The sequence below is a fragment of the Couchioplanes caeruleus genome (genome assembly GCF_023499255.1).
Classification (GTDB): Bacteria; Actinomycetota; Actinomycetes; order Mycobacteriales; family Micromonosporaceae; genus Actinoplanes; species Actinoplanes caeruleus_A.
The window spans coordinates 4,738,321-4,750,434 of the sequence record NZ_CP092183.1 but is presented as its reverse complement, the minus strand read 5'-3'; the positions used below and the strand labels follow the sequence as shown (position 1 = coordinate 4,750,434).

13 protein-coding genes are annotated in these 12,114 nt (G+C 74.4%); 9 read left to right on the top strand and 4 right to left on the bottom strand.

Going from position 1 to position 12,114, the window contains the following annotated elements:
• Positions 1-33: 33 nt before the first annotated feature.
• Positions 34-663 (bottom strand): DUF6230 family protein, encoded by a 630-nt coding sequence (locus COUCH_RS21980; protein WP_249607059.1) that lies wholly within the window; start codon positions 661-663, stop codon positions 34-36.
• A 429-nt stretch (positions 664-1,092) separates the two neighbouring features.
• Between COUCH_RS21980 and COUCH_RS21975 the strand changes: the two genes are divergently transcribed.
• Together COUCH_RS21975 and COUCH_RS21970 are read left to right on the top strand one after the other, a co-directional pair.
• Positions 1,093-2,733 (top strand): sensor histidine kinase, encoded by a 1,641-nt coding sequence (locus COUCH_RS21975; protein WP_249607058.1) that lies wholly within the window; start codon positions 1,093-1,095, stop codon positions 2,731-2,733.
• Between the two features lie 10 nt (positions 2,734-2,743).
• Entirely contained in the window at positions 2,744-4,660 is a 1,917-nt protein-coding gene (locus tag COUCH_RS21970) for an ATP-binding protein (RefSeq protein ID WP_249607057.1), read from the top strand.
• A gap of 3 nt (positions 4,661-4,663) precedes the next feature.
• Here the strand turns inward: COUCH_RS21970 and COUCH_RS21965 are convergent, their stop codons facing one another.
• Positions 4,664-6,013 (bottom strand): AI-2E family transporter, encoded by a 1,350-nt coding sequence (locus COUCH_RS21965; RefSeq protein ID WP_249607056.1) that lies wholly within the window; start codon positions 6,011-6,013, stop codon positions 4,664-4,666.
• 208 nt (positions 6,014-6,221) lie between these two features.
• Here COUCH_RS21965 and COUCH_RS21960 point away from each other — a divergent pair, with 208 nt between their 5' ends.
• The 7 genes from COUCH_RS21960 (at position 6,222) to COUCH_RS21930 (ending at position 11,101) form a co-directional block, all read left to right on the top strand.
• Positions 6,222-6,932 carry a GntR family transcriptional regulator gene (locus COUCH_RS21960; protein WP_249607055.1) on the top strand — a complete coding sequence of 237 codons (711 nt, stop codon included), beginning with the start codon at positions 6,222-6,224 and terminating at the stop codon, positions 6,930-6,932.
• 63 nt (positions 6,933-6,995) lie between these two features.
• Positions 6,996-7,508 carry an FMN-binding protein gene (locus tag COUCH_RS21955; RefSeq protein ID WP_249607054.1) on the top strand — a complete coding sequence of 171 codons (513 nt, stop codon included), beginning with the start codon at positions 6,996-6,998 and terminating at the stop codon, positions 7,506-7,508.
• A 20-nt stretch (positions 7,509-7,528) separates the two neighbouring features.
• Positions 7,529-8,236: a response regulator transcription factor gene (locus COUCH_RS21950; protein ID WP_249607053.1), complete on the top strand. Its 708-nt coding sequence runs from the start codon at positions 7,529-7,531 to the stop codon at positions 8,234-8,236.
• On the top strand, positions 8,233-9,627 hold the full coding sequence (locus tag COUCH_RS21945; RefSeq protein ID WP_249607052.1) for a HAMP domain-containing sensor histidine kinase: 1,395 nt from the start codon (positions 8,233-8,235) through the stop codon (positions 9,625-9,627). Before COUCH_RS21950 ends, COUCH_RS21945 begins: the two co-directional genes overlap by 4 nt.
• Positions 9,624-10,124, top strand: coding sequence for a hypothetical protein (locus tag COUCH_RS21940; RefSeq protein ID WP_249607051.1), 501 nt, complete (start codon positions 9,624-9,626; stop codon positions 10,122-10,124). The genes COUCH_RS21945 and COUCH_RS21940 overlap by 4 nt, the downstream gene beginning before the upstream one ends.
• A gap of 35 nt (positions 10,125-10,159) precedes the next feature.
• Positions 10,160-10,378, top strand: coding sequence for a hypothetical protein (locus tag COUCH_RS21935; protein WP_249607050.1), 219 nt, complete (start codon positions 10,160-10,162; stop codon positions 10,376-10,378).
• A gap of 21 nt (positions 10,379-10,399) precedes the next feature.
• Positions 10,400-11,101, top strand: a complete 702-nt coding sequence (locus COUCH_RS21930; protein ID WP_346016010.1) for an aminoglycoside/hydroxyurea antibiotic resistance kinase — start codon at positions 10,400-10,402, stop codon at positions 11,099-11,101.
• A 16-nt stretch (positions 11,102-11,117) separates the two neighbouring features.
• Here COUCH_RS21930 and COUCH_RS21925 read toward each other — a convergent pair whose 3' ends face one another.
• Entirely contained in the window at positions 11,118-11,285 is a 168-nt protein-coding gene (locus COUCH_RS21925; RefSeq protein WP_249607049.1) for a hypothetical protein, read from the bottom strand.
• A 68-nt stretch (positions 11,286-11,353) separates the two neighbouring features.
• Positions 11,354-12,109, bottom strand: coding sequence for an SGNH/GDSL hydrolase family protein (locus COUCH_RS21920; RefSeq protein WP_249607048.1), 756 nt, complete (start codon positions 12,107-12,109; stop codon positions 11,354-11,356).
• Between the last annotated feature and the right edge of the window lie 5 nt (positions 12,110-12,114).

Sequence of the window (12,114 nt, the reverse complement as noted above, 5' to 3'; positions counted from 1 at the left end):
GGACGGTGCGATCCGCGGGCCTCGGGTAGTGCGTCAGAAGCACTCCGCCGGCTTGCCGTCCGCGCCGGGGCCGTTCACCTTGAGGCTCAGGCCCTTCAGCTTGAACGTGCCCGCCGAGGTCGACGTCGAGATCTGCCGGAGGTCGGTGATCGTGACGCCCTTGGCCTCCTGACCGAAGGTGCCCGCCTTGCCCTTGGCGTCCTTGCCGCCCAGGCCCAGCGTGCTGGCGTCCTGGCCGATGTTGATGCTGGTGAACTCGGCGTCGCCGCTGAGCTCGCTCATGCCGATCAGCAGGTCGGTGGCCTCGGCCGGCTTGCCGGCCTCGCGCCCCGCCCGGATGGTCAGGCTGACGGGCAGCCCGGGCATCTTGACCGACTGGCACAGGTTGTAGAGCTTCGCCGAGGAGATGCCGGAGACAGCCACCGGGATGTCGGTGCCGTTCGCCGTCGTGTCCTTGTCACCGTACTGGGCGAAGCCGGTGCCCTCGAGCTTGTCGGCGGAGATTTTGAACGACTGACCGGAGACGGTGAACGAGGCGGCGAACGCCCCGTTGGCCATCCCGACGACCAAGGCACCGGCTGCCGCGACGGGTACCACCGCCGCTACGGCAAAACGGCGCCAGTTGGTGCGACCGTATGCCGGACCGCCTTGCGCATCCTTCACGGATCCTCCTCGTACGTACTGATGGGGTAACGGCTCGGCCGCACCGCCATACGGCTCGCACCGCGGTCGACTCCAGGTCGTGCAAGCGAGACCCGTCGATGCGGCCGGTCTTGACGTGCGGGAAATGTTGCCTGTCCCGCCCGGTGGGAACAAGAGGCCTGGCTACCGGCCGGTAACGTTCTTGAAACAAGATCGCTTACGCAGCGTGATGAATGACGAGAATGTGGCCCGCGAGATGCGTCGGTAAAGGACACATCGGCCCGCGGCCTGCGGTGTGATCGTCACCACAAGTATGCGTGAGCCAAAGGTTACGGATCGGTAACAACTTTCAGGAAGCTCACAGGACTGTGCACTGAGCGTGCGGGCTCCCGTCCTTCAGATCACCCGAATTCCGGCCGAACTACCTCACGACGGCACCACGATGGGAGGGTGGACCGCACGGTGAGCGCGAACGAGCGGCAGCGGCTGGCGGCGCTGCACGAGTACCGCCTGCTCGACGAGCCCGCCGACGACGAGCTGGAGGCGGTCGTCCGGGTCGCGGCGATGGTCGCCGGCGTGCCCACCGCCACGCTCAACCTCATCGACGAGAACCGGCAGTGCCAGCTGACCACCACGGGCTTCGAGGGCGGCGACTCACCGCGCTCGGAATCGATGTGCGCGGTCCGCTTCGAGGCCGGCGAAGTCGTCTACCTGCCCGACGCCCGCCTCGACCCGGTGTACGCCCGCAACCCCTGGGTCACCGGGGTGCACGCCGACGTGCGCTTCTACGCCTCCGCGCCGCTGGTCACGCCGCAGGGACACGCCCTCGGCACCCTCTGCGTCTTCGACTCGCAGCGCCGTGAGCTGACCGCCGAGCAGATCGACCGGCTCAAGGACCTGGCGCAGGTGATCCTCGCCCTGTTCGAGCGCCGCCGCCAGGCCCGTCTCAACGCGCGGCTCGCCGCTGAGGCGGAGGCCCGCCAGCAGTTCACCGATGCGGTCCTGGAGACCATCGACGTCGCCGTGGCGGCCGCCGACCCGGACGGCCACCTGACCCTGTTCAACCGCGCGGCCCGCGACTGGCACGGGCGGGACGCCGACCCCGGCGTGGAGCCCGGCGACTTCAGCGACCGGTACCGGCTGTTCCGCACCGACGGCGTCACGCCGCTGCCGGTCAGCGAGATCCCGCTGATGCAGGCGTTGCGGGGCGGCGCCGTGCGCGGTGCCGAGATGCTCATCCAGCCCGCGGGCCGGCCCGCGCGGCACGTCGTCGCCGGGGGCCGCAGGCTGAGCACCGCCGACGGCACGCCGCTGGGCGCCGTGGTCGCCATGACGGACGTGACCGCGGACCGCGAACAGCGCGGCGCCCTCGAGCGGGCCCATGCCGAGCTCGCCGACACCATCGCCGAGCTGCGCCGCTCCAACACCGAGCTCGAGCAGTTCGCCGGGGTGGTCAGCCACGACCTCGCCGCGCCCCTGGCCGTCGTCAACGGCTACCTCGAGCTGCTCGAGGACGCGTACGGCGACGTGCTCGACGAGCAGGGGCACCAGTGGATCGCCGCCGGCACCCGCGCGGTCGACCGCATGCAGGGCCTCATCGAGGCGCTGCTGACGTACGCCCGGGCCGGCAGCGAACCCTGCCGGCGCGACAAGGCCGACGTCCGCGAGGTGGCGGAGCTGGCCATCACCGACCTGCGCGACAGCATCACCGCCGCGGGTGCCACGGTCACCGTCGGCCCCGGCATGCCGGTTCTGGCCGTCGACCCCACCCTGCTGCGGCAACTGTTGCAGAACCTCGTCGGCAACGCGGTCAAGTACCGCCGCCCGGGCGTGCCCAGCACCGTCACCGTCGACGCCGAGTGCCGCGCCGGCGAGTGGCGGATCCGGGTCGCGGACAACGGCATCGGCATCCCCGAGGCCGACCGGCACCGGGTGTTCGAGATGTTCGCCCAGGTCCAGGCCGAGAACCCCGGGCACGGGGTGGGGCTGGCCACCTGCCAGCGCATCGTGCAGCGCCACGGCGGCCGGATCTGGGCCGCCGCGACGCCCGGCGGCGGCACCACGGTCACGTTCACCCTGCCGGGGGCGTGAGGTGGACTCCATGCGGCGCCGCGCCGTCGCCGGCCTCGCCACGCTCATCCTGCTCTTCCTCGCCGTCGTCACCGTGCAGCTCGTCGCCGGTGACCGGCTGCAGGACCGGCACGCCGAGCGGGCCGAGCGGCTGGAGCGGGCCCGCGACGCCAACACCGCCGCCCTGCAGCACATGACCGACGCGGAGACCGGCGTCCGCGGCTTCCAGCTCACCGGCCGCCCGCTGTTCCTGGAGCCGTACGAGCAGGGCCGGGTGGGCGCCTTCACGTCCTTCGACGAGATCACCGCGAACACCTCCGACCCGGGCGTGCTGCGGCTGGTGGCCGTCGAGCGTGCGGCGGCCTCGCAGTGGCTGTACGCGTACGCCACCCCGGTCGTCAACGCCGGGGAGGCCGACCCCGGCTTCCCGCAGACCCAGCGCGGCAAGGAGCTCTTCGACCAGCTGCGCGACGCGAACGCGGCGGTGGACGCGGCCGTACGCGCCGAGCAGGCCACCGCCGCGGCCGCTGCGCGGACCGAGTCCCGGATCGCCCAGCTCGTCTTCGCCGGCCTCGGCGCGGTGTTCCTCATCGTCACGCTGGCGCTCGCCGGATGGGCCCGCCGGTCGCTGCTCGCCCCGCTGGACCAGGTCCGCGCCACGCTGCACCGGCTCACGGTGGGCGACCTCGGCGCGCGGGCCGTACCCGCCGGTGACCCCGAGATGCAGGCGGTGGCCGTGTCGGTCAACCGGCTCGCCGACGAGGTGCAACGGCTGCTCACCGCCGACGAGGCCCGCCTGGTGCGCGCCGACCTGCGCCAGGCCGTCGCCGCGGCGATCCGGGACAGCTCCGACGTCACGGCCGGCGCCGTCCAGGTGGCGCGGCTGATCGCGGAGGCCCTCGGCGCCGACGCCGTGCACGGGCGCATCTCGCTCGACTCCGCGCACGGCATCAGCGCCTGCTGGCCGCCGGACGCGCCGTCGCTGTCGCCGCGTACCGTCCGCGACGTGCTCGCCGGCGTTCCCGGCGCCGTCATGGCCGTGCCGCACGTCGAGGGAGCGATGGCGGTGCCGCTCGGCGGCGACGCCGACTGCCCGCCGGGGCTGGTCTACGCGGTGCGCCGCGAGCCGGGGGAGTGGACGGCCCACGAGCGCCGGCTGCTCGCCGGCGCCGCCCGCGAGATCGAGCACGCGGTACGCCAGCAGCGCCTGCAGCACCGCCAGGCCCGGCTGATCAGCGAGCTGCGGGTCCTCGACGAGCGCAAGGATGCGTTCGTCGCCACCGTGACCCACGAGCTGCGGACGCCGCTGACCAGCATCCTGGGCTACACCGAGATGCTCGCCGACGGTGAGGGCGGGGAGCTGCCGCCGCTGCACCGGCGCAGCGTCGCCGCGATCCTGCGCAACGCCCACCGGCTGCACGACACCGTGTCGGACCTGCTGCTGCTCGACCGCAGCGGCGCGTCGCGCGAGGCCGGGGCCGTACCCGTGGACCTGGCCGCCGTAGCCGCGACGGTGCACGCCGAGATCGAGCCGGTCGCCCGGTCCCGCGGGATCGATCTGACCGGTGAGACCGCCGCGCTGTGGGTGGACGGCGACGCCCGGCGCCTCGGGCACGTGCTGCGCAACCTGCTCGGCAACGCCGTCAAGTTCACGGGTACGGGCGGGCACGTCGGCTACCGGCTGCACGCCGACCGGGACACCGCCGTGGTGGAGGTGACCGACACCGGCATCGGCATCCCGGAGGCGGACCAGCCCGGCCTGTTCACGCCGTTCCACCGGGCGGCGAACGCGATGGACCAGGCGGTGCAGGGCTCCGGGCTGGGCCTTGCCATCGTGCGCACGATCGTCACCGAGCACGGCGGCACGGTCCAGGTGGACTCGAAGGTGGGCGAGGGCACCACCTTCACCGTCCGGCTGCCGCGCGCCGCCGTACCCGGGTCGTCCTGAGGGTCAGCCCTTCGCGGCCGGTTCCGGATCGCGGGCCACCGAGGTGTCCGACGGCGGCGGCTCGTCCGGGTCCCGGGTGCGCGTCGCGTCGGCCCGCGCGTCGTCCGACTCGGCCTCGTCGTCGTCGGTGGACTCCGTGCCCGGCGGCTCGCGGTCGGGGGTCGGCTCGCCGGTGGGATGCCGGACGAGGTAGCGGATGGCGGTGTTGAGGACCGCGAGCACCGGTACGGCGATCAGCCCGCCGACGATGCCCGCCACCACGATGCCCGTCGCGATGGCCAGGATGACCGCGAGCGGATGCAGCGCCACCGCCCGGCCCATGATCAGCGGCTGCAGCACGTGGCCCTCCAGCTGCTGCACCGCGATCACGATGCCGAGCACGATCAGCGCGCTGACCGGCCCGTTGGCGACCAGGGCCACCAGCACCGCGACCGCACCGGTGACCGTCGCGCCGACCACCGGGATGAACGCGCCCAGGAACACCAGCGCGGCCAGCGGCAGCCACAGCGGCACCCTCAGGACGAACAGGCCGATGCCGATGCCGACCGCGTCCACGAGCGCGACGAGCACGGTGGCGTGCACGTACGACACCAGCGTGTGCCACGAGTAGTGACCGGCCCGGGCGGTGGGCACCCGCGCCTCCCGCGGCAGCAGGCGGCACAGGAACGACCAGATCTGCCCGCCGTCGCGCAGGAAGAAGAAGAGCGTGAACAGCGTGAGGAAGAAGCCGGTCACGACCTCACCGAGCGTGGCCGCGGTGCTCAGCGCACCGGACGTCAGGGCGCCCTGGTGGTCGGTGAGCGCCTGTTGCGCCTTGTCGACGTACTGGCTGAGCTGGGCGTCGGTGAGGTGCAGCGGGCCCTGCGAGAGCCACTTCTGCACCTCGTCGACACCGTCGGCGACCTGCTTCGACAGCGAGTCGAGCTGCGAGACGATGGTCTCGATGATCAGCGTGATGCCACCGAAGACGATCACCAGGCCGGAGATCAGCACGATGGCGGCCGACAGCGACCGCTTGACGCCACGGCGGGTCAGCGCCGCCGCGGCGGGCTGCAGCAGGGCCGCCAGCAGCACCGCGACGATCACCGGGATCACCACGACCCGCAGCAGGCTGACCACGCGCAGGAACAGGTACGCCGCCGCGACCAGCAGGATGAACCGCCACGCCCAGGCGCCGGCGGTGCGGATGCCCCGCGGCAGCAGGTCGTCGGGGCCGGTCGGCTGCACCACCATCACCGGCGGTGCCGTGTCCTGGAGTTCCGGCCCCGCGGTGAACGGCGGCGGGGCGCTCCGGCTCGCCGCCGCGGCGAGCCGGGTCCGGGCCCGCTCACGGACCGTACGTGCCCATGTCATCGGGCCCTCCCAGGGAATCGTGCGAACACCGGCGCCTCCGGCCGGTGCCACCCAGGTGCCCGCATTCCGCCCGGTTCATACGTCCGAGCGGATTCGGCCTCACCGTCAGTGAGTGTCCGGGCGCTCGGCGCACGCCGGTGGGGCCCGGGGGAGCCCCGCACGGTATCCTTCCGGCACCGCTTCGCCTACCACACAGGACCGCGTACGCATGCCGCCTGAGCAGGACCCCGAGGCCGCCCGGCCGGGCGGAGCGGGCCGCAGCCGCGCCGGTGGCGGCGCGACGGCCGCACGGACCCGCGACGCCCTGCGCGAGGCGATCCTGCGCGGCGAGTACCTGCCCGGTGAGCGCCTCGTCGAGCTGCAGCTGTGCGAGCGGTTCGGGGCCAGCCGGTTCACCGTACGGGCGGCACTGCAGGACCTGGCCGCCGAAGGCCTGGTCGAGGTGCAGCGCAACCGCGGCGCGCAGGTGCGCAAGGTGTCGCTGGACGAGGCCGTGGAGATCACCGAGGTCCGGATGGTGCTGGAGGGGCTCGTGGCCGCCCGCGCCGCCGAACGGGTCACCGACGAGCAGGCCGGCGAGCTGGCGGAGATCGGCGCGCTGATGCGCCGCGCGGTCGGCGCCGGTGAGTTCCGCGCCTACAGCGACCTCAACCAGCGGCTGCACGCCCTCGTCCGGGCCATCGCCGGGCACGGCACCGCCGACGGCATCATCGAGACCCTGCGCGGGCAGCTCGTGCGGCACCAGTTCATGCTGTCGCTGCTGCCGGGGCGCCCACAGGTGTCGCTGCCGCAGCACGAGCGCATCATCGCGGCGGTCCGCGCCCGCGACCCCGAGGCCGCCGAGGCGGCGATGCGCGCCCACATCGCCAGCGTCATCGACGCGCTGCGCTCCATGGAGGCCCTCGGCGTGCCGTCCTGAGTTCTTAGTGAACGCTTAGCGGACGGACATCAGGCTCACAGGAACCGGCCCGACGATGGGCTCATGCGACGGATCACCCTGTGGTTGTTCTCCACGGTCGCGGCCCTGGTGCTGCTGTTCAGCTACCGCACCAGCACGGACGGCACGGCTGCGGCGACCGCGGTGGCCGAGGCCCCGCTGACCGCCGCGACGGAGCCACCCGCGGCCTCGTCGCCGTCACCCTCGCCGTCCGCTCCCTCGTCGTCGCCGGCCCCGTCCCCGTCGTCCTCGTCGCGGGCCTCGTCCCCGTCGTCGGCTGCCGCCAGGACCTACACCGGGTCGGTCGCCCAGACGCGCTGGGGTCCGGTCCAGGTCGGCATCACCGTGTCCGGCGGAAGGATCACCGATGTGGCCGTACCGGTCTACCCGAACGGCAACCACCGGGACCAGGAGATCAACGCGTACGCTCTGCCGGTGCTGCGCCAGGAGACCCTCGCCGCGCAGGGCGCCGCCATCGACGCCGTCTCGGGCGCGACCGTCACCAGCGACGGTTACGTCGAGTCGCTGCAGGCGGCGCTCGACGCCGCGCACCTGTGACAGGGCGGCGGGAGGCGGAGATGCGGATCCTGGTGGTGGACGACGACGCGGCCGTCCGCGACTCGCTCGCCCGTACGCTGCGGTTCGAGGGCTACCGGATCGGCACCGCCCGCGACGGCCGGGAGGCGCTCGACGAGGTACGGGCGGACGAGCCCGACGCGGTGGTCCTGGACGTCAGCATGCCGGTCCTGGACGGGCTGGAGACGTGCCGGCAGCTGCGCTCCGGCGGGGTGCTCGTACCGGTGCTCATGCTCACCGCCCGCGACAGCGTCGGCGACCGGGTGGCTGGCCTCGACGCGGGCGCGGACGACTACCTGGTCAAACCCTTCGCCCTGCAGGAGCTGCTGGCCCGGTTGCGTGCGCTGCTGCGCCGGTCGGCACTGGGCGGCCCGGCCGGCGCCACGCCCGGCGAGCGGCCGGGGCGGTGGCTGGCCTTCGCCGACGTACGCCTCGACCCGGGTACGCGCGAGGTGTGGCGCGGCGACCGGCCGCTGCGGCTGACCCGGACGGAGTTCGCCATCCTGGAGGCGTTCCTGCGGCACCCGCGGCAGGTGCTGACCCGTTCGGCGCTGTTCGAGCAGGTGTGGGGCCACGACTTCGGGGAGACCTCGAACAGCATCCACGTCTACCTCGGCTACCTGCGGCGCAAGCTCGAGGCGGAGGGCGGGACGCGGCTGCTGCACACCGTACGCGGCGTCGGGTTCGTGCTGCGCGAGGAGCCGCTGTGAGCTGGTGGGGCCGCCGTACGCTGCACACCCGGCTGTCGCTGCTGGTCACCGGCGCCGTCGCGGTGGCCGTGATCCTCTTCGCCGGCATGGCCTGGGTGGCGGTCGCCGAGATCCAGCGGCACCGCATCGAGTCGCAGCTGCGCGCGGACGCGCAGGCCATCGCCGCGCAACCGGACCAGTGGCGGGCGGGCCGGCCCGGACCCGTGCCCCGTCCCGGCCCCGGCCGGCACCCGCGCCAGCTGGGACCGGGCTGGCAGATCCTCGACGCGGGCGCCACCGTGGTCACCGATCCGGGCACGCCGCTGCCCGTGACGGCGGCGGCCCGGCAGGTCGCGGCGGGGCGGCAGCAGCAGGTCCAGGAGCGGGTGACGATCGGCGGCGACACGTACCTGATGCTCACCGTGCCGGTGCGCGGGGGCGGCGCGGTGCAGGTGGCCGTCAGCCAGGACCCCGCCCGCGACACCCTGGCCGCCTTCGGCCTGCTGCTCGCGGCCGGCTGCGCGGTCGGCGTCGGCGCCGCGGCCCTGCTCGGCCGTACGGTGGCCCGCGCGGGCCTGCGCCCGGTGGAACGGCTCACCGAGGCGGTCGAGGGCGTGGCCGTCACCATGGACCTCGGCCGGCCCATCGCCGTCAGCGGGGCCGACGAGATCGCCCGGCTCGGCCGCTCGGTGAACACCATGCTGGCCGCCATCGACACCGCCCGCCGCGCGCAGCGCACGCTCGTCGAGGACGCCGGTCACGAGCTGCGGACTCCGCTGACCAGCATCCGTACCAACGTGGAACTGCTGCTGGCCGTCGAACGGCAGCCCGAGCTGGCGCACCGGCTTCCACCGGAGGACCGCGCCAAGCTGCTGGGCGACCTCGAGGCGCAGGTCGGCGAGCTCGCCACGCTCACCACCGAGCTGGTGGAGCTGGCCCGCGAGGAGACCACCCGGGAGGCCGCCGAACCCGTCGCGCTGGCCGACGTGGTCACCGCCGCGGTCAACCGGGTACGGATCCGGGCGCCCGGCCTCACCTTCACCACCGGCCTCGCGCCGGTCACCGTCACCGGCCGCCCGGGCGAGCTGGAACGCATGGTGGTCAACGTGCTCGACAACGCCGCCAAGTGGAGCCCGCCGGGCGCGACCGTGCACACGACGCTGAGCCGCGAGGGTGCGGGCGGATGCAGCCTGAGCGTGGCGGACGACGGGCCGGGCATCGCCGAGGCGGACCTGCCGTACGTCTTCGACCGCTTCTACCGCGCCGCGGCGGCCCGCGCGATGCCGGGATCGGGGCTGGGCCTCGCGATCGTCGCGCAGACGGCGGCCCAGCACGGCGGCACGGCCTCGGCCGCCGGCCGCGACCCGCGCGGCACGATCGTGACCGTCCACCTGCCCTGCGAGCAGCCGTGACGCCACGGACGCCCGGGCGGCTCGCCGCCACCGCGATGTCCGTCGCGGCGGCGGCGCTGCCGGGTGCCGGCTGCGCGGACGACCTGCCCGGGCGTCGCGACTGCACCGCGACGGAGAAGGCGCAGGTGGCGACGCTGGAACGGCTGGCGATCCTGGAGCAGCACCCGGCCGGGGCGCAGCCGGCGGCCGCGTACGCGGGTTGCGGCACGGACGACTCCGGCGACCGGATCCGCCCGTATGCCGGCCGGCGCTACCGCAGCGCCGTCGACGAGCCGGCGATCCGCTCCTTTTACTGGGAGGCGATGACCGCCGACGGCTGGCGCAACGCCTCCACCGACATCCCGCCGGACGTGGCACCCTCGCTGGCGTTCCAGCGCGGGATCGCGTGCCTGGTCAAAGACGTCGACGGAAGCGAGACGCGGATCGGCCTGACCTTCGGGCCGGCGGAGGACGCCTACGCCGTCGAGGTGACCTCGGGACTCGGGGAGACGTGCTGAACGGGGAACCTTCCGGGCCCCGGCCCGCCGTCGTCGTGTCCGAGCCGGTCGCACTTTCGCTGCGGGCACTGGGGGAGACCGGCGCGCGGTGGCTGGCCGAGCTTCCCGGGCTGCTCGCGAGCCTGGCGGCGGACTGGTCGCTCACCGTCGGCGCCCGGCTGGACGGCGGCCGGGCCGCGTACGTGGCCGAGGCGGTGACGCGGGACGGCGCCCCGGTCGTGCTCAAGGTCTCGATCCCGCCGGGCATCGACTAGGTCAGCCCGGCCCGGCGGGAGCTGACGGCGCTGCGGCTGGCGGGCGGTGACCCGTACGCCCGGCTGATCCGTCACGACGGGCCTCGCCGGGCCCTGCTGCTGGAGCGGCTCGGGCGGCCGATGGCCGATCTGGGCTGGTCCGCCGGCCGCCAGCTGGAGGCGCTCACTCGCACCGCCGCACGGGGGTGGCGGAAGGTGACAGCCGACGGGCGGCTTCCCACCGGGGCGCAGGCGGCGCGGTGGCATGCCGGCTACATCCCGGCGGCCTGGGAAGCGCTGGGCCGGCCGTGCCCGGAGGCGACCGTGGAGCTGGCGGTGAGCTGCGCCGCCGCGCGGGAGGGCGCGGCCGACGCGTCCCGCGCGGTGCTGGTGCACGGGGACGTGCACGCCTTCAACGCCCTGGAGGCGCGCGGCGGTGCGCAGCCGGGCTTCCGGCTCGTCGACCCGGAGGGGCTCATCTCGGAGCCCGCGCACGACCTGGGCGTCATCCAGGCGCGGGGCGCGCAGGGCCGGATCGCCGGGCTGGCGGCCGGTGACCCGGCGCGCGTGAGGGAGCGGGTGGACCGCGGCTGCCGGCGTGCCGGGCTGCTGACCGGGAACGACCCGGACGCCGTCCGGCAGTGGGCGGTGATGGAGCTGGTCTCCACCGGCCTGTTCATCCTCCGGGTCGGCCGGCGGGAGGACGCCGAGGCGTTCCTCGCCGTGGCCACCCGCCTGACCTGACGACCCGGACGGTCGCTCACTCCGGCAGCGGGACCTCGCTGTTGCCCTCGAAGTCCTTCGGGTCGCCCTCGCCGCCGGCCTGCGGGTCCCGGTTACCCAGGGCCGTCTCGCCGGGCAGCTCGGCCATCCGCTCCTTGGCGATCGTCTCGAGCTCTTCGCGGTTCTCTCCGGACACGTCGGACATGGCTTCCTCCATCGCTGGGTGGTGTTCGAGCAGCGACTACCCCGGGGCGGCCGGTTCACGCACGCGGGTCACAAGGAGGCGGTGACCGGCGTCCACTGCGGGAGCTTCGCGGTGCGGCTGTCGCCGGAGGAGCGGCCGCGCACCCGCCGGCTGATCCAGGGCAGCACGTGCTCGCGGTAGTAGCGGACCTCCGCGGCCAGGCGCCGGCCGGCGGCCGGGCCCGGGTCCACCACGTGCGCGGCCGTGGGGTGGCCCATCGCGGTCAGGACCACGCCGGCGGCGCGCTGGTGGCCCGCCGCGTTGAGGTGCAGGCGGTCCGCCGACCAGTACGGCGCCCGGCGGATCTCGGCGTCGTGGAAGACGTCGGCGAAGACGAGCCCGTGCCGGGCGGCCAGGTCGGCGACGGCGGTGGTGAGCACGTCGCCGCGGCGGCGCATCATCGCGCCGAGGGGCAGGTGCTGCGACGGGTCGGCGCCGCTGAGCAGGACCAGCTGGACGCCCGCGTCGGCGCAGCGCCGCACGGCCCGCTCGGTGAGCCGGACGAGCCGGTCCAGGTCCACGCCGGGGCGCATCATGTCGTTGCCGCCGCCGTTGAGGGTGATCAGCGTGGGTGCCGGGGTCAGGGCCAGGGCGGCCTCCAGCTGCTCGGTGACGATCGGCTCGAGCAGCCGCCCGCGGATGGCGAGGTTGGCGTACTCGACGGGCTCGTCGCCGGCCGCGGCCAGGCCGGCGGCGACCCGGTCGGCCCAGCCGCGCGGCGTGCCGTCCGGCAGCTCGTCACCGAGCCCCTCGGTGAAGCTGTCCCCGATCGCCACGTAGCGCATCGACG